Source organism: Streptomyces sp. NPDC048606, from assembly GCF_040650855.1.
Lineage (GTDB): Bacteria > Actinomycetota > Actinomycetes > Streptomycetales > Streptomycetaceae > Streptomyces.
Genome location: NZ_JBEZIB010000022.1, coordinates 90,679 through 107,191, shown reverse-complemented (window position 1 = coordinate 107,191; position 16,513 = coordinate 90,679). Strand labels below are relative to the sequence as shown.

The window sequence follows — 16,513 nt, the reverse complement described above, 5'->3', positions numbered from 1 at the left end:
TTGAATATCTCCGGAGGGCGGGGTCGAGCTTGATTTGCTCCTGTCAATCGGAACAGGGTTCTCCAAAAGGTTCGACGCCCCACACGTCACCACGAGGAGATCCCTCCGCATGTCAACTCACAAGCGTTCGCGCGGTTTCCGGTACGCGGCCATCGCCACCGGAGTCGCCACCACGGCGGCCGTGGCCCTGTTCGCCACCCCCTTCGCGGGAGCGGCCACACCGGCCGAGGGCACCGTCTACGGGCTGGGCGCACCCGGCGCGATCGAGGGCAGTTACGTCGTCATCCTCGACGGATCCGCCGACAAGAAGAAGCTCGCCGACAAGTACGGTGGCGAACTGCAACGCACCTACGGCTCCCGGGTCAACGGCTTCTCGGCCACGGGCCTGAGCGAGACCGAGGCCAAGCGGCTCGCGGCCGACCCGGCCGTCGGCAAGGTCGTGCAGAACAAGAAGTTCACCATCAAGGCCACCCAGCCCAACCCGCCGTCCTGGGGGCTGGACCGGATCGACCAGACCGCGAAGGAGGGGGACAAGAAGTACGCGTACCCGGACGGAGCCGGTGAGGGGGTGACGGCGTACGTCATCGACACCGGCATACGCGTGACCCACGAGGACTTCGGCGGGCGGGCCACGCACGGCTTCGACGCCGTGGACAACGACGACAGCGCCGACGACGGCAACGGTCACGGCACGCACGTCGCCGGCACCGTCGCGGGCACCGCCCACGGTGTGGCCAAGAAGGCGAAGCTCGTCGCGGTGCGGGTCCTCGACGACAACGGTTCGGGCAGCACCGACCAGGTGGTCGCCGGCATCGACTGGGTCACCGAGAACCACTCGGGTCCCTCCGTGGCCAACATGAGCCTCGGCGGCGGCGCGGACGAGGCGCTCGACGAGGCCGTCCGCCGGTCGATCGCCTCCGGCGTCACCTTCGCCGTCGCGGCCGGCAACGAGTCGAGCGACGCCGGGCAGGGCTCGCCCGCTCGCGTCCCCGAGGCGATCACGGTCGCGTCCAGCACGATCGACGACGGCCAGTCCTCGTTCTCCAACTTCGGTTCCGTGGTGGACCTGTACGCCCCCGGCTCGGACATCACCTCGGCCTGGAACGACAGCGACGGCGGCACCAAGACCATCTCCGGTACGTCCATGGCCACCCCGCACGTCGCGGGCGCCGCGGCCGTCTACCTGGGCGGGCACCCGTCCTCGACCCCGGCCCAGACCGCGGCGGCGCTGACGGCCGCGGCCACGGCGGGTGCCGTGACCAACCCCTCCGCGGGCACGGCGAACAAGCTGCTGAAGGTCATCCCGTAACGGGTGGACGACGGTGCGGGCCGGCCCGTCCCGCGACGCGACCCCCACACCGGGGGAGCGCGTCGGGGGCGGGCCGGCCCCGCGTCCGGACCCTGCGCCCGGACCCCGTGCGCGGACCCGGTGCGCGGACCCCCGCGCCGGAGCCCTCGCCCTCGGCGGCCACCCTCAGGCCGGACCCCCGCCCAGCCCGTCGGCCGCCGCCGCGATGACCTCGTCGAGCACTTCCCGGGACCGCAGCAGATCGCCGATCATCCGGTCGATCCGGTCCCGCTCCGCGCCCAGTTCGGCCACCAGCGCCGGCGTGGCGCGGACCGACGGGCCGCCGTCCTCGTCCCGCATGCAGGGCAGGATCCGCGCGATGTTGGCGCTGTGCAGGCCGGCCGCGTAGAGCTCCTGGATCCGGATGACCCGGTCGACGGCCCGCTCGGTGTAGTCCCGGTGACCGCCGGGCGTCCGGTCGGACACCAGGAGCCCCCGCTCCTCGTAGTAGCGCAGGGACCGCTCGCTGACCCCGGTACGCCGTGCCAGTTCACCGATCCGCACAACCCGCCCCCGCGTCCCCGCACTTGAACCTCACACCTGTGTCAACTTCTACCGTACCGGCATGACGCAACGACCCCGGATCCCCGCCCCGTCCCGCCTCTTCGCACCCACCCGCCTCGGCGGCCTCGAACTCCCCAACCGCCTGGTCATGGCCCCGCTGACGCGCAACCGCGCCGACGCCGCCGGGGTGCCGGGCGAGCTGATGGCCACCCACTACGCGCGGCGCGCCTCGGCCGGACTGATCATCGCCGAGGGCACCACCCCGAACGCCGTCGGGCGCAGCTACCCCCACATCCCCGGCATCCACACGTCCGACCAGATCGCCGGCTGGCGCCGGGTCACGGGGGCCGTGGGGGAGGCGGGCGGGCGGATGTTCCTGCAACTCCAACACGCCGGACGCATAGGCCACCCCGACACCAGCGGCCACGTCCCGCTCGCCCCGTCGGCCGTGCGCTTCCCCGAACCCCTGCACACGCCGACCGGCCTCCAGGACGGGGTCACCCCCCGGGCGATGACGGCCGCCGACGTGGAGGAGACCATCGCCGACTTCGCGCGGGCCGCCCGCAACGCCGTCGAGGCGGGCTTCGCCGGCGTCGAGGTGCACTCCGCCAACGGCCACCTCCCGCACCAGTTCCTCTCGCCGAACACGAACCTGCGCACCGACGCGTGGGGCGGCTCCGTCGAGCGACGCATCCGCTTCACCGTCGAGGTCGTACGGGCCACCGTCGAGGCGATCGGCCGCGACCGGGTCGGCGTACGCGTCTCACCCGGATCGAACGTCAACGGCGTCGAGGAGGGCGACACCGAGGCGCTCTACGCCGCCCTGCTGCCCGCCCTCGCGGAACTGGAGCCGGTCTACCTGCACCAGGTGCGCGCCGACCCCGACCACGGCCTCTTCACCCGCATCCGCGCGACCTGGCCCGGCACCCTGATCGCGAACCCCGCGCTGTCCCGCGAGGAGGTCGCGGCCGACGGCGGTCGCGCCCGGGGCGAACGCCTGCTGGCGGCGGGCGCCGACCTGATCGCCCTGGGCCGCGGCTTCGTCGCCAACCCCGACCTGGTGGAACGACTGCGCACCGGGGCGCCGCTGGACGAACTCCGCCCCGAGTTCCTGATGCACGTCCACGGGGCCGAGGGCTACGACGACCACCCGATCCCGGCGTAGGGAGCCGGGGCCCGCTCGCCCGTCCGGAAGCGGGAGCCAGACCTCGGAGAGGGCGAGACCGTGGTCCCGGGTGACCGCCCCGCACGGGCAACCCAACGCGATCAGACGCCAGTCGCAGCTCACCGTCCACGGGCCGTCCCGGTGCCCGCAGGCCCGGCAGCGCACGCTCTCGGCCGTCCACACCCCGGACGAGGGGCGGCCGTAACGACGGAAACGGCCCGCGTGGACGACCCGCCAGGGCTCGACCGGGGGAGCGTACGGGGCGGTCCCGGGCGGCGGGCCCGAAGGACGGACCGAGGCCGACAGGGCGTACGGGGAGAACAGGGTGAACACGGCGATCAGATCGGGGAGGAGCGCCTCTCCCGCGGCCGTCGGCGGTACGGCCGGGTCCCCGTACCTCGGGGCCGCCGCCGCGGCCGGCGGGTTCGGGGCGGCGTGCCACGGCAGGAAGGCCCGGGCCACGGCGGCCAGGAGGGCCGTCGCGGGCGGGCTGACGGCGCCCGCGTCGAGGTGGCGCAGGGTGGTGCGCAGGAGGCGTTGGAGCCGGCGGTCCCGGTCCGTGGCCACCGTCCGGGCGTGCGCCCCGTGACGGGTCGGGAGCGGGGCGGTGAGGCGGGCCATGACGGCCGCCGCCGCGTTCGCGTCCTCGGGGGTGGGGCGCCACCGGCCCTCGGTCAGCAGCCGCCGTGCCCGCGCGACCTCACGGGTCAACGCGCGCGTGCGCAGCGCCGGCGGCGGCGCGGACGGCGGGTCGAAGGGTGTCCCGTGCGGCTCGTGCCCGCTCCCCATGCCGTCCCCGTCCCCGTCCCCTGCCGCGAGCTCCGCCCGCGTCCCGCGCTCCGTCGCCGTCCGTGCCGGACCATACCGTCACACGGCCGGATCGGCCCCGTCGCGGGACGGATCCGCGTAGCGGGCGGCCATCGCGGCGGCGCGCTCGCGCATCGCGGTGCGCAGGGAGCGCGGGGCCAGGGCCTCGGCGTCCGTGCCGAGCTGCCACAACGCCCACTCGGCGTGCCGGGCGTCCTGGTAGGTCAGCTCCAGGCGCAACCGGCCGCCGGTGTCCGGCTGGTCGTCACCGGACACACCCGCACCCTGTACGTCTCGGGCCAGACCGCCATGAGCGGCGACGGCGTCCCCCCGCACGAGGGTGACATGGCCGCGCAGTTGGCGCTGAGCGTCGAAAATCTGGAGGCCGTCCTCCGCGAGGCCGGCATGTCGCCGGCGAACCTCGTGCGCCTGGGCGTCTACACGACCGACGTCGACCTCCTTCTTCGGCACTACGGCGCCCTGGCGGCGTGGTTGGGCGCCGCCGAGGTGGCGCCGACCACCACGATGCTGGGCGTGGCGCGCCTGGCGATCCCCGGTCAGCTGGTGGAGCTGGAGGGGACCGCCGACGCCTGAGAGTCGGGGGCGGCGCCGGGGCCGGCCCCGGGTGGTGCGTACCGCCGTCGCGCGGGTCCCGGGTGTCGGGTCAGCGGCGCGAGCGCTGCGCCTCGACGATCTGCCGTACCGGTCCGCCCACGTTCGCCCGGGCCTGGACCCGTTCCGCGAACGCCGGGAACTGGCCGGCGACGGCGCTGAGCAGCCGGAGCTCCAGCGGGGCCACGTTCACCTCGCACAGGTCGCGGCGGACGGCCCGTACGACGCCGTCGGCGACCTGGCGGGGGGTCACCGTCCGCATGCCGTTCGGCGGGGCGGCGCCGGTGTCGGCGAACATCCCGGCGTCCCGGACGAACCCGGGCTGGACGAGCGAGAGTCCCACCCCCGTCCCGCGCAGCTCCTGGCGCAGGGCGAGGGCGAAACCGCGCAGCCCGAACTTCGTGGCGTTGTAGAGGGACGTCGACCTCGTCGCCGCCTTGCCGGAGATCGAACCCACCAGCACGACGTGTCCGCGACCGCGCTCCACCATGCGCTCCGCGAGCAGCCGCGTGAGGAGCAGGGGCGCGCGCAGGTTGACGTCGAGGGCCCGGTCGAGCTGTTCCTCGGTGTAGTCCAGCAGGTCGCCGCTGGCGGGCAGGGCCGCGTTCGCGACGAGGAGGTCCGTGTCGGCGCAGGCCTCCGCGAGCCGGACGACATCGCTCCGGACGGCGAGGTCGGCGACCACGGTCCGGGCGCCGTACGCGTCCGCCGCGGTCTTGAGGAGCTCCTCGCGGCGCCCCGTCAGCGTCAGCCGGGCCCGTTCCCCCGCCAGTCGCGCCGCCAGGGCGGCGCCGATGCCCCCGGTGGCCCCGGTGAGCAGAACGTGCGATCCGGATATCTCCATGATGACTCCCGTGCGGCGGCCGCCTACTGTTCGTTCGAACGAACAGTAGGGACGGCCGCGCCGGCTGTCCACACCGATGACAACTCAACTCTCTTACTCTCAAGGGAGGTTCACCGACAGCGATGGGGCAGAATGCGGCCATGGCCCCCGCATCCGAAACCCGCCGGAACATCATCGACGCCGTCCTGCGGATCATCGGTCAGGACGGCATCGCCGCCGTCACCAACCGGCGGATCGCCAAGGAGGCCGGCGTCTCGCTCGGCTCCGTCACCTACCACTTCGCCACCCAGCACGCGTTGCTGCGCGAGAGCCTGCTGCACTTCGTGGCCGAGGAGACCCGGCACTTCACCGCGCTCGCCGACGCCTGCTCCGACGAGGACTTCGACATCGGGCAGGCCGCCGAGGCGGTCGCGGGCGGCAACGTCTTCGACAGCCGGCACATCGCCCCCTTCGAGCTGTACGTGGAAGCCGGCCGGGACGAACGCCTGCGGGCCGCCGCAGCCGAAGGCTTCGCGGCCTACGACCTGCTGGCCGGCCGCATCCTGACGCGACTCGGAGTGCCGGACCCCGAACGACTGGCCGGCGTCGCCGTGGACCTGGTCTTCGGCCGTCAGTTGCGTCGACTGGCGACCGGAGCGCCCGCCGAGGAGCTCGTCGACACCCTGCTCGTCCTCACGCGGCTCGCGCCCGCGGCGCCCACGCCGCAGGGACGGCAGGTCACGTAGGTTCCCGGGAGCGACGGGGCGCGGGGGCCGGAGTCACCCCGCACCGGGCCCGCGGCCGGCGCCGGCGCGGACCACGGGGCGGGCGAGCACGCCCAGGAGCACCACCTCGCAGCCGAGCAGCAGGCGTTCGACCAGGCCGATCAGCTCCCGGTGCCCCGGTCCCGCGAGGTACGCCATGACCGCCGCCCCGATCAGCGCGGCCCACGACAGGCCGCGCAGCAGCCGCGCCGTCCGCACCGCGCCCGGGTCGACGCCGAGCCGTCGGGCCAGGAGCAGCCCGGCGGTCGGCAGCGCGAGGAAGGCGAGGACGGACGCGTACCGATGCACGTACGCCGGTCCGCCGAGGTCCGTGACGAGGGGATCCGTGGGCACGGCGGCGGCCACCAGGAGCCCCAGGCCCCACAGCGCCAACAGGACGGACGGCAACCCGCGCACGGCGTCGAGCCGCCGCCGCGCCGCCCCGAGCAGCACCAGGGAGACCACTCCCAGCAGGGCCATGGAGGCATCGATGGGCCCGCCGCGATCGAGCGCGGCGAAGTCGCTGATGGTGAGGGAGAGCGGACTGAGGTCGGGATCGGTGTCGGACGGGGCCCACAGGGCCGCACCGGCCGCCAGGGCCACGGCGGTCCACACCGCGGCCTCCGGCAGGTGCCGGCGCCGGGGCAGGGGCAGGGGTCGGGGGAGGGGGAACGGACGCGTCCCCCGGCGACTGGTGATCATGCCGTCATGCTCCGGCCGCGGCGGGGGACACCGCATCGGGGACCACCCGGACCGGCCCCTGAGGTCGACCCCGGGGCTCGCCGGCCCGAAGGGCGGTCCGTGCAGCCCCCCGTACGCGCCCCCACGCCCCCTTTACGCGGCGCCGCCCGAGCGGTTCCCTGGAGGCATGGCGGGGCGGGGTGGCGGGATCCGGGTGCGGAGCGTGACGGCCCTGCTCGGGGCCGTGGCGTTGCCCGCGGTGGCGGGCGGGTTGGCCTACGCCTGCGCCCGGGGGCGGGCCCTCGGCACGCTCTCCTCCGGCTGGGCCCTCACCGGCATCCTGGTGGCCGCCGGGCTCGGGGTGGTGGTGTTCCTCTTCGGGCTGGGCAACGATTCGTTCGCCTCCCATCTGGCCGGGCTCGCCACCCTCGCCGGGGTCTTCCTGGTCTCCGGTCACGTGGAGCACGCCGTACTGGAGGACCGGGGGGTGGAGGTGGTGTGCGTCGTGCGGGGCGTCGACCGCCGGGTGGAGACGAGCACGTCCACCGACGCCCAGGGGCACACGACCACCACGACGAACACGTACTACGACCACAGGCTCGACTGCCCGCCGGGCGGACCGTCCGAACTGAACGGCAGGAACTCCAGGCTCGGTGCCGTGGGCGACGACCTCGCCGTCGTCCACGACCCGCGGGGCAAGGTCGCGCCGCAGCCCGCCCGTTCGCTCGACCCGGGCGGCCTGAGGACGTGGGCGCTCGTGGCGCTGGGCGCCGCGCTGCTGCTGGGCGTGGGCTCCGTCGTCGACGTCCGCTAGGCCAACAGGCCAACGGACCGACAGACCGACAGGCCACCGGGCCACCGGCCGGGCCCACGGGATCGGGTGTCCGTGCCATGGCCCAGGATGAGGGGCATGTTGCGAACCTATCCGCTGGCCCTGCCGGGCACCCTGGTTGACCACCACCGCATGGACCTCGGCGCGCCCTACTCCCTCGGCTGGGGCGTCCGGGCCCACGACGTCACCGGCGCCCGGAACGGCGAGGTGTACGCGCTGTACGCCCTGTACCGCCACACCTACGGGGTGGACGACGACGAGACGGACCCGGTGAAAGCGAGCTTCGGGTACCGCGTCATCACCCGCTACGCCCCCGACGGCGAGATCATGGCGAGCGCCGTGTTCCGTTCGGACGGCTCCGGCGAGCCCTCGGCGGTGGTCGACGGCGGCGACATGAGCCTGTGCGTCCTGCCGGACGGCGTCCTCGCGGTGAGCACCGGCCCCGACAACACCACCCTGGTCGCGCCCGACCTGAGCCGCGTCCTCGCCGCCTACGACGCCAAGGACCGCCGGCCCTACCGGGAGTTGCTCCCGGGCGACGCCTTCGCCTCCTCCCTCGCCGTCACCCCCTCGGGCCGACTGCTGTGCACCGTCGCCGAGTACGGCGTGTGGCGGTACGGCAACGTCCTCACCAACCTCGTCGGCGTGGCCGACGGCCCCCTGACCGCCACCTCGAAGCCGACGATCAGGGCCATCGCCTCGCTCGACCCGGAGCCCGCGCACCAGGGCGACGTCGACGTGCGGGAGCACGCCGTGTACGGGGGCGCGCCCATCGGGCGGGCGAACCGGCCCCGGCCCGCGCTGACCGAGCTGGTGGCCGACGAGGACCCCCTGTCGAACTGGGAGCGTTCGCATCTGGGTCGGCCGGTCCCGCTGGCCGACGACCTGTTCGTCGTGCCCTTCTACGCCGAGACCTTCCGCGGCGGCAGCCGGAGCCAACCGTTCGTCTTCGCCCTCGTCGACGACCGCGGCAGGATGACCGGACGGCTCCAGGGCATGCACCCGTGGCGGGACTCGCCCTTCACCGGCCACTGCTTCGCCCTCGCCGCCGACGCGCACCGCGGCCACGCCTTCCACCTCAACCGCTACGGCCTCTACGCCTGGAACCGGGCCGGGGTGCTGCGCGCCAGGCTGGACACCGGGGACAAGGCCTTCAAGCCGCTGACCCACTTCACCCTCGGCGCCTGCGCCCCCGACGGCGACCTGCTGCTGGTCCACACCAAACAGCACCTGATCCTGCGGATACCCGCCCCCGAGGACCTCACCGGGCTCGCGACCGCCGTGCGGGAGGCGCTCCGCGCCTACGCGGGGCGGCGTACCGCCCTGAAGAAGCGGTGGACGCCCGTCAACTGGCACTGGACGCACACTTCCGCCCCGGTCCATCGCATCTGAGGTGTCCGGTCGGGTGAAACCGTCCCCCGGACGGCGGCGGCGCAGGCGCCGGCGGTGGCCGTCCGGGCACCCGGACCCGAGGCTTGCGGCCGGAGACGAGGACGAGGAAGGGCGGCAGCCGATGTCACAGGCCGAGGAGGCGCACGTCACCGGGCACCCGACCGGAAGGACGGTCCGGCGGCGGGGCGTCGCGGACCATCTGCGGACCGTGGTCCGGGGGACGAACCTGCTGCCCGCGTTCATGGTGCTCACGATCATGATGGTGGCCCTGTGGCTCATGGGCATGCCGTTCCTCCAGGCCCTGACGATCTCGACCGGGGTGAAGATCGCCGTCGCCCTCTGCGAGCTGCGTCGCCCGCCCGCCTCCCCCGAGGACTGAGCCGGCCACTACGGCCGGTGCCGGCCGTCGTACGGCCGCCCACGTTCGGGGTCGGCGGCTCACCGCACGCCGTGCTCCTCGGCGGGGGCCTCCTCGGTGCGGGCCTCCTCCGCGCCGGCGGCGCGCCGCCCCGGCAGGTAGCGCAGCGCGAAGGCGCCGAGCACGACGTGGACGCCGCCCGCGACGGCCGCGGCGAGGTGCAGACCGCTGACGAAGGCCGCCTTCGCGTCCTCGGCGACCGAGGCCGCGAGACCGGGTGTCCGCAGGGTCTCGTTGAGGGTGGCGGCGACATCGGGGCCCTGGAGCCGGAAGACCACGGCGGCCAGCGAGCCGAGGAGCGCGATCCCGAGGGCGTTGCCGATCTCGTTGCCGGTCTCGGCGAGCGCCGCCGCGGATCCGGCGCGCTCCGGGGGAACGGCGGCCACGACGGTGTCGGCGACGACGCTGAAGGAGACGCCGTAGCCGACGCCGGCGACGACGGTGGAGGCCACGTACCAACCCAGGCCACCGGAGACGGTGGTGAGCAGGAGCAGGAGCACGCCCGCGGCGATGAGGAAGTGGCAGGCGAGGAACGCCGCCCGGACGCCGGTACGCGCGACCAGGGCCGGCGTGACGACGCAGGTGACGGTGAGCACGGCCGCGCCCGGGAGCGCGACCAGGGCCGCGTCCCGGACCGTCAGCCCGAGCACGGACCGCAGGTGGACGCCGCCGAGGTAGGCCGTCGCCGACCACGCGGCCAGGGGCAGGAGTCCGGTGACGGCGGCGATCGAGAAGACCCGGTCGCGGAAGAGGCCGAAGTCGATCAGCGGGTGTTCCAGGCGCGACTGCCGCCGTACGAACCACCCCAGGACGAGGACGCCGCCGATGCCGGTGACCGCCGGGACCGCCGAGAGCCCCTCCGCGGCGGCCTGCTTGACGGCGTGCACGGTCGCCAGGATGCCCGCGGCGGACAGGACGACGCTCAGGGCGTCGACGCCGCCCGTACGGGTCGTCGGCACCTCGCGCAGCAGGACCGGGGCCAGCACCAGGAAGAGCGCGACGACCGGGAGATTGATCAGGAAGACCGAGCCCCACCAGAAGCGGCCGAGCAACTGACCGCCGACGAACGGGCCGATGGCGAAACCCGCCGCGAATCCGGCCGCGAAGATCCCGATCGCCCGCGCCCGCAGGCGCGGATCGGTGAACAGCCCGCTGAGCACCGCCAACGCCGACGGCAGCAGCGTGGCGCCCGCCACGCCCATCAGGGCCCTGAAGAGGATCAGCGCCTGCGGCCCGGGGGCGAACGCCGCACCCACCGACGCGACGCCGAACAGCGCCGCGCCCGCCATCAGGAGCCGCAGCCGCCCGAACCGGTCGCCGATGCTCCCGAACGCGATGAGCAGGGAGCCGACGGCGAACCCGTAGACGTCCAGGATCCACAACGCCTGATCGGCGGTGGGCGACAGGGCCTCGGCGATGTCGGTCGTCGCCAGGAAGAGGACCGAGCCGTCCATCGCGACCAGCAGGACCGGACCGAGGACCACCGACAGGCCGAGCCACGACCGCAGGCCGGGCGGGGGAGGGAGGGGAGAGGTGTTCATGCCTCCGACGGTGCGGGGGCGCCCGCCCGCCGGCCATCCCCGCGTCGTGGGTACACCTGACGGGGACACCCGGGAACGCGCCGCGCCGGCTACGCTCGACGGCATGGAACCGGAGAGCCTCGGGGCGTACCTGAAGACCCGCCGCAACCGCGTCACGCCCGCCGACGTCGGACTGCGCACGTACGGCACCGCCCGCCGCGTATCGGGCCTGCGCCGCGAGGAACTCGCCCAGCTCGCCGGCGTGAGCGCCGGCTACTACACCCGCCTGGAGCAGGGGCAACCCGGCACCGCCTCCGCGCAGGTCCTCGACGCGCTCGCGAACGTGCTGCGGCTCGATCCCGCCGAGAAGACCCACCTGCACAACCTCGCGCGACAGCGCGCCGGTTCACCGCTCACGCGCCCCCGCCCGGAAAGGCCGCACCGGCGGGTGCTTTCGCTCCTGGAGTCCCTGGGGGACGGCACGCAGGCCGTCGTGCTCGGCCGCCGGGGCGACGTACTGGCCTGGAACCGCACCGGACACGCCCTCGTCGCGGAGCACGTCGACTTCGAGGCGCCCCACGACCCCGCCCGACGGCCGTCCGTACCGCGGATGTTCTTCCTCGACCCCCTCACCCGGGACCTCCACCGCAACTGGGACGAACTCGCCCGCGTCCACGTGGCCTACCTCCGCCTCACCGCGGGCCGCCACCCCACCGACGCCCGCCTGGCCGAACTGATCGGTGAACTCGCCATGCGCAGCCAGGACTTCGCGAAGCTGTGGGCCAAGGGCGACGTCGCGGACTGCACGGCGGGAGCGATGAGCCTGCGGCACCCGACCGTCGGCGACCTCGACGTCGACTACCAGGTGTGGCTCCAGCCCGACAGCCCCGACCACCGGCTGGAGGTCTACACCCCCCGGGACACCCCCTCGGCGGACGCGCTGCGCCTGCTCTCGGCTCAGGTCGCCGACCGGGCCGCGGCCCGTCTGACCACCACGGCCAAGCCACCTGTTCGACCTGCCGGACCCGGCACCCCTCACAGGAAGGCGCCACATGACGCTGCATCAATTCGGTGACTACCAGAACGAGATCTACCTGGGCGGCCTGGGCGGTGTCCTGCCCACGCTGCCCATGACGCACGAGGAGCTGGAGGAGCGGGCCCTGGCCGCCCTTCCGCCGTCGGTCCGTTCCTACGTCGCGGGCGGCGCCGGCGACGAGCACACGCAGCGCGCCAACGTCCGCGCCTTCGAGCGGTGGGGCCTGTACCCCCGGATGATGGTCGGCGCCGCCCGCAGGGACCTGTCGGTCGACCTCTTCGGCCACACCCTGCCCGCGCCCCTGTTCATGGCCCCCGTCGGCGTCATCGGGCTCTGCGCCCAGGACGGTCACGGCGACCTCGCCACCGCCCGCGCCGCCGCCCGTACGGGCGTGCCCATGGTGGCCTCCACCCTCACCGTCGATCCCCTGGAGCGGGTCGCCGCCGAGTTCGGCGACACCCCGGGCTTCTTCCAGCTCTACACCCCCACCGACCGCGACCTGGCCGCCAGTCTCGTCCACCGCGCCGAGAACGCCGGGTTCAAGGGCATCGTCGTCACGCTCGACACCTGGGTCACCGGCTGGCGTCCCCGCGACCTGGCCGCGGGCAACTTCCCGCAACTGCGCGGCCACTGCCTCGCCAACTACCTCACCGACCCGGTCTTCCGCGCCCGGCTGGCCAAGGCCCCCGAGGAGGACCCCGGGGCGGCGGTCCTGGAGTGGGTGAGCGTCTTCGGCAACCCGCTGACCTGGGACGACCTGCCGTGGCTGCGCTCGCTCACCGACCTGCCGATCATCCTCAAGGGCCTGTGCCACCCCGAGGACGTACGCCGCGCCAGGGACGGCGGCGTCGACGGCGTCTACTGCTCCAACCACGGCGGCCGCCAGGCCAACGGCGGCCTGCCCGCCCTGGAGGCGCTGCCCGGCGTGGTCGAGGCCGCCGACGGCCTGCCCGTGCTGTTCGACTCGGGCGTCCGCAGCGGCGCCGACGTCATCAAGGCCCTGGCCCTCGGCGCCACCGCCGTCGGCGTCGGCCGCCCGTACGCCTACGGACTCGCCCTCGGCGGCGCCGACGGCATCGTCCACGTCCTGCGCTCGCTGCTCGCGGAAGCCGACCTGATCATGGCCGTGGACGGCTACCCGACCCTGTCCGACCTCACCCCCGCGTCCCTCGTACGCCTCTGAACGGCCCCGCGGCCCGCCACCGCCCGAGGGCTCCGGGCCGCGGGGCACCACCCGGCACGGGAACCCCTGACGCGAAGGGCTGACGTGGCGGAGAACCCGCAATACGATCATGCCCATGTCGATCACCCCCTCCTCCCTCCCCGTCCTCAAGGGCCGCGGCGGCGCCGTGCTCACCGCCGACCACGACGCGCTCGTCCTGGACCGCCCGGGAGAGCAGGTCACCTTCGTGCCCGACGCCATCGCACGGGCGCGCGCCGAGGGACGGACGCTGACGATCGAACTGCGCGCCCCGCACGGGGTCGCCCCGACCGTCTACCGGGTGGACGACGTCAGCGAGGCCGCCGCCACCGCCTTCGCCGACGGACTGAACGCGCTGCTCCCGGACCGGGAGGACGGCGAGGTCGACGGCGCCGCCCTGACCGTCGTCCGCTCCCTCGCCCCGACCTGGCACCGGAGGTTCGTGCGAAGGTTCCTGTGGGGCATGCTCGCGTTCCTCGTCACGCTCGTCGCCGCGACCGTGGCGGCCGGCCTGACGGGCACCGCGGCGTCGGTCATCATGATGATCCCGATCGGTGGCATCACCTGGCTGAGCTGCGGAGTCGGGGTGTACACGGTCCGCCGGTGGCTGCGCGAGCGGTGGCTGCACCGGCACGGCGTCACCGTGATCGCCACGGCCGCCGCGACGAGGGGCGCGTACGTGTACGTGGACGGTACGGGCACCTACCGGGGCTTCGTGCACGGCGAGGACGGCCCGTACGTCACGGTCGCCTACGACCCGGGAGATCCCGCGGACGTGCTGGTGCCGCAGGCCCCGCACCTGCGCCTGCTGAACGTGGTGCTCGGCTCCTTCCTGCTGTTCTGCTCGCTCGGCGGCGTGGCCCTCCTGGTCCTGCTGGTGGTGGACGCGTTCACCGGCGGCGAGCTCGGCCGCGGCGCCGACGGTCTCTAGGCCACCGCCCGAACCGGTCTGCGAGCATGATCGGATGGAACGCATTCGACAGACCATCGGCTCGGGTTCCCCCCTGGAACCACAGATCGGCTTCTCGCGCGCGGTACGACGCGGAGACCAGGTGGCCGTCGCCGGTACCGCCCCCATCGCGGAGGACGGCTCCACCGTGGGGCCGGGCGACGTGTACGCGCAGACGGTCCGCTGTCTGGACATCGCCGAACGCGCGTTGGAGGCGGCGGGCGCCTCGTTGGACGACGTCATACGGACGCGCGTCATGCTCACCGACGTGACCCGGTGGAAGGAAGCGGCCCGGGCGCACGGCGAACGGTTCGCCTCCGTCCGCCCCGTGACCACCTTCGTCGAGGTGTCCCGCTTCATCGACCCGGCCTGGCTGGTCGAGGTGGAAGTCGACGCCGTCGTCATGTGAACCCGGGGCGGGGCTCCGCCTCCCGGCGGGCGCGGCGTACGCCCGGCACCCGAATGGGTTGAACAGCGTGTCCGTGGGCCCGGCGGGTCCGTTGGAGGGGACGAGTGTCCGTCGTGGGCCCACATGCCGGGCCCACGATCGACGCCCGTTCTCGATCCACGTACAGACGTACATCCTGAAGGAGACCCAGTGAAGAAGACCACGGCCGTCATCACCGCCACCGGCGCCATCCTGCTCGGTGCGGCCGGCATGGCCTCCGCCGACGCCGGTGCCCAGGGCGCGGCCATCGGCTCGCCGGGTGTCGCCTCCGGGAACGTCGTCCAGGTTCCGGTCCACGTGCCCGTCAACGTCTGCGGCAACACCGTCAACGTCATCGCCCTGCTGAACCCGGCCTTCGGCAACACCTGCGTCAACGCCTGAACGGGCCCGGCAGAACACCGGGGAACCCCCCGACGGTTCCCCGTGTGACACGTGAGCGCGGCCCCGGCTTCCTCCCCGGCAGGCCGCGCTCACGCGCGTTCACCGGCCGACGGTGACCTACCCCCGGCCGGTCGCGGTCCCGGCCCAGTACGCGGCCCGCACCTCCCCTTGCGTGAAGTCCCGGCGGGGCAGGCTCAGTCCGAGGGAATCCTCCAGGGCGTGGAAGAACAGCGCGTAGGTGTCCGTCAGTTCGGGGTGGTCCAACTCGGCCCGCCGCAGGGCGCGGTTGAGGAAGTCCAGTTCGCCGCCCCGGGGGAAGGGGGCGTGGCCGTACTCGTACCAGATGAGTTCGAGGATGCCCCGGCCGTCGTCGACGCGGCGGCCGTTTCTGACGTAGTCGAAGGTGTAGATGGCCTTCGCCGAGGTGGCGCTCAGCCACACGCTCTCCTCGATGCCCAGGGCCGCGTACGCCTCCTTGTCGGCGAAGGCGCCCGGTGGGGTGTCGTGGTACAGCAGGAACGTCCAGCCACCCGCCTGCCCGTAGCAGCAGCTCCTCCACTGGCGGTCCAGGTGGGCCCGGCCGCCGTCCACGGCCCGCAGGTCCTCCAGCCGCGCACCGGCCGCGATCTGCGCGGGGTCGGCCCCGTAGAGGAGGGCCAGCCGCTCGGGGTCGACGGCCCGGCCCGGCGCCGCGCGGTAGAACGCCAGCGTCGTGTACGGGTCCTGCTCGCGCCACGACCGGGCCAACCACGCGAGACCGTCCAACGGGTCGCGCCCACACGCCTCCACCGTGCCCGGGTCGTCGAGGCCGCCGCCGCGGAAGCGTCGGCCCCACGCCGGATCGACCGACTCCAGGGCCTCGGCCACGTCCGCCGGAGCGCCACCGCGCCCACGCAACGAGGCCTCCACCATCAGGTACAGGGCCTGGTCGAGACCGCGCACGGTGGAGACCTCACCGTGGGGCGCGAGATGGCCGTACACCGTGCCGTCCTCGGCCGGCAGCAGGCACAGGCCGCCGTCCCCCGTCTCCTCGGCGCGCTCGATCCACTCCTCCAGCTCGTCGTCCGAGGACACCACGGTGGGTGGCTCGACGCCGTCGATCAGGGGGTGTCCGGCGGCCTTGTGCCGCCAGGCCTCCATCAGGGTCCGTTGCGTGATCTCCATGGCGCCACCCTAGACACGGGCACCGACAACGAGCCGACGGCAGCGGCCGGTTCGAGGGCCGGGCGGCGACCCGGCGGCGGCACCGGGCGTCAGGACAGGAGGGTGAAGAGGTGGCGGGTGTCCGTGAGGTCCAGGACGCGCCGGGCCTGGTCGGGCACCCCGGTCAGCTCCAGGGTCCAGCCGTCGTCGATGGCGCGACGGCGCAACGCCAACAGCACGTGGAGGGCGGCCGTCCCCAGGAACGGGACCGCGGACAGGTCCAGGCTGAGGATCCCCCCGCGCGGACGGATCCCGTCCAGGGCGTCGGCGAGGGGGCCGCAGGTGTACAGGTCGAGGTCGCCGACGACGGAGACGACGATCCGGTCGGGGTGCGTGGTGGCGTCGACGTCGACCACGAAGTCGAGCAGGCGCATGTCGTGACCGCCTTCCCTGCGGGAGCCCCTCGCGGTCGTCTCCGTGGGGGCGGTG

Annotated in this window: 18 protein-coding genes and 1 pseudogene; 12 read left to right on the top strand and 7 right to left on the bottom strand. The window is 74.0% G+C overall.

The features are described 5' to 3' along the window. Positions 1-109: 109 nt before the first annotated feature. A complete protein-coding gene (locus AB0D01_RS23715; RefSeq protein WP_363058371.1) occupies positions 110-1,309 on the top strand; it encodes a S8 family serine peptidase in 1,200 nt (399 codons plus the stop codon). 165 nt (positions 1,310-1,474) lie between these two features. Here the strand turns inward: AB0D01_RS23715 and AB0D01_RS23710 are convergent, their stop codons facing one another. After that, positions 1,475-1,852 (bottom strand): MerR family transcriptional regulator, encoded by a 378-nt coding sequence (locus AB0D01_RS23710; protein ID WP_363058369.1) that lies wholly within the window; start codon positions 1,850-1,852, stop codon positions 1,475-1,477. 61 nt (positions 1,853-1,913) lie between these two features. Between AB0D01_RS23710 and AB0D01_RS23705 the strand changes: the two genes are divergently transcribed. Then, positions 1,914-3,017, top strand: coding sequence for an alkene reductase (locus tag AB0D01_RS23705; RefSeq protein WP_363058367.1), 1,104 nt, complete (start codon positions 1,914-1,916; stop codon positions 3,015-3,017). An 867-nt stretch (positions 3,018-3,884) separates the two neighbouring features. Here AB0D01_RS23705 and AB0D01_RS23700 read toward each other — a convergent pair. After that, positions 3,885-4,085, bottom strand: a pseudogene (locus tag AB0D01_RS23700) (WYL domain-containing protein); the annotation flags it as partial. Between AB0D01_RS23700 and AB0D01_RS23695 the strand changes: the two are divergent. Continuing rightward, positions 4,029-4,418, top strand: a complete 390-nt coding sequence (locus AB0D01_RS23695; RefSeq protein WP_363058365.1) for a RidA family protein — start codon at positions 4,029-4,031, stop codon at positions 4,416-4,418. The pseudogene AB0D01_RS23700 and the gene AB0D01_RS23695 overlap by 57 nt on opposite strands. Before the next feature lie 70 nt (positions 4,419-4,488). On the opposite strand, the gene AB0D01_RS23690 is transcribed toward AB0D01_RS23695, so the two are convergent. Beyond that, positions 4,489-5,280 carry an SDR family NAD(P)-dependent oxidoreductase gene (locus AB0D01_RS23690; protein WP_363058363.1) on the bottom strand — a complete coding sequence of 264 codons (792 nt, stop codon included), beginning with the start codon at positions 5,278-5,280 and terminating at the stop codon, positions 4,489-4,491. Positions 5,281-5,420: 140 nt separating this feature from the next. On the opposite strand from AB0D01_RS23690, the gene AB0D01_RS23685 reads away from it, so the two are divergent. After that, entirely contained in the window at positions 5,421-6,005 is a 585-nt protein-coding gene (locus AB0D01_RS23685) for a TetR family transcriptional regulator (RefSeq protein ID WP_363058361.1), read from the top strand. 33 nt (positions 6,006-6,038) lie between these two features. Here the strand turns inward: AB0D01_RS23685 and AB0D01_RS23680 are convergent, their stop codons facing one another. After that, positions 6,039-6,725 carry a DUF998 domain-containing protein gene (locus tag AB0D01_RS23680; RefSeq protein ID WP_363058359.1) on the bottom strand — a complete coding sequence of 229 codons (687 nt, stop codon included), beginning with the start codon at positions 6,723-6,725 and terminating at the stop codon, positions 6,039-6,041. 166 nt (positions 6,726-6,891) lie between these two features. Between AB0D01_RS23680 and AB0D01_RS23675 the strand changes: the two genes are divergently transcribed. The 3 genes from AB0D01_RS23675 (at position 6,892) to AB0D01_RS23665 (ending at position 9,307) form a co-directional block, all read left to right on the top strand. Then, a complete protein-coding gene (locus AB0D01_RS23675; protein WP_363058357.1) occupies positions 6,892-7,518 on the top strand; it encodes a hypothetical protein in 627 nt (208 codons plus the stop codon). A gap of 96 nt (positions 7,519-7,614) precedes the next feature. After that, complete coding sequence (locus tag AB0D01_RS23670) at positions 7,615-8,928, top strand: hypothetical protein (RefSeq protein ID WP_363058355.1); 1,314 nt, start codon at positions 7,615-7,617, stop codon at positions 8,926-8,928. Positions 8,929-9,049: 121 nt separating this feature from the next. After that, positions 9,050-9,307 carry a hypothetical protein gene (locus tag AB0D01_RS23665; RefSeq protein WP_363058353.1) on the top strand — a complete coding sequence of 86 codons (258 nt, stop codon included), beginning with the start codon at positions 9,050-9,052 and terminating at the stop codon, positions 9,305-9,307. Between the two features lie 59 nt (positions 9,308-9,366). Here AB0D01_RS23665 and AB0D01_RS23660 read toward each other — a convergent pair whose 3' ends face one another. Further along, positions 9,367-10,887, bottom strand: a complete 1,521-nt coding sequence (locus AB0D01_RS23660; RefSeq protein WP_363058351.1) for an MFS transporter — start codon at positions 10,885-10,887, stop codon at positions 9,367-9,369. Between the two features lie 103 nt (positions 10,888-10,990). On the opposite strand from AB0D01_RS23660, the gene AB0D01_RS23655 reads away from it, so the two are divergent. The 5 genes from AB0D01_RS23655 (at position 10,991) to AB0D01_RS23635 (ending at position 14,881) form a co-directional block, all read left to right on the top strand. Beyond that, positions 10,991-11,941 (top strand): helix-turn-helix transcriptional regulator, encoded by a 951-nt coding sequence (locus tag AB0D01_RS23655; RefSeq protein WP_363058350.1) that lies wholly within the window; start codon positions 10,991-10,993, stop codon positions 11,939-11,941. Beyond that, complete coding sequence (locus AB0D01_RS23650) at positions 11,919-13,085, top strand: alpha-hydroxy-acid oxidizing protein (RefSeq protein ID WP_363058348.1); 1,167 nt, start codon at positions 11,919-11,921, stop codon at positions 13,083-13,085. Before AB0D01_RS23655 ends, AB0D01_RS23650 begins: the two co-directional genes overlap by 23 nt. A gap of 115 nt (positions 13,086-13,200) precedes the next feature. After that, the gene (locus AB0D01_RS23645) at positions 13,201-14,034 is read left to right on the top strand and encodes a hypothetical protein (RefSeq protein WP_363058346.1); all 834 of its coding nucleotides are present in this window, start codon (positions 13,201-13,203) and stop codon (positions 14,032-14,034) included. A 34-nt stretch (positions 14,035-14,068) separates the two neighbouring features. Further along, positions 14,069-14,461, top strand: coding sequence for a RidA family protein (locus tag AB0D01_RS23640; protein ID WP_363058344.1), 393 nt, complete (start codon positions 14,069-14,071; stop codon positions 14,459-14,461). A gap of 249 nt (positions 14,462-14,710) precedes the next feature. Then, positions 14,711-14,881, top strand: coding sequence for a chaplin (locus tag AB0D01_RS23635; RefSeq protein ID WP_363058441.1), 171 nt, complete (start codon positions 14,711-14,713; stop codon positions 14,879-14,881). Positions 14,882-14,998: 117 nt separating this feature from the next. Here the strand turns inward: AB0D01_RS23635 and AB0D01_RS23630 are convergent, their stop codons facing one another. Then, positions 14,999-16,045, bottom strand: coding sequence for a hypothetical protein (locus tag AB0D01_RS23630; RefSeq protein WP_363058342.1), 1,047 nt, complete (start codon positions 16,043-16,045; stop codon positions 14,999-15,001). Positions 16,046-16,134: 89 nt separating this feature from the next. Beyond that, complete coding sequence (locus AB0D01_RS23625) at positions 16,135-16,458, bottom strand: STAS domain-containing protein (protein ID WP_363058340.1); 324 nt, start codon at positions 16,456-16,458, stop codon at positions 16,135-16,137. Positions 16,459-16,513: the final 55 nt, after the last annotated feature.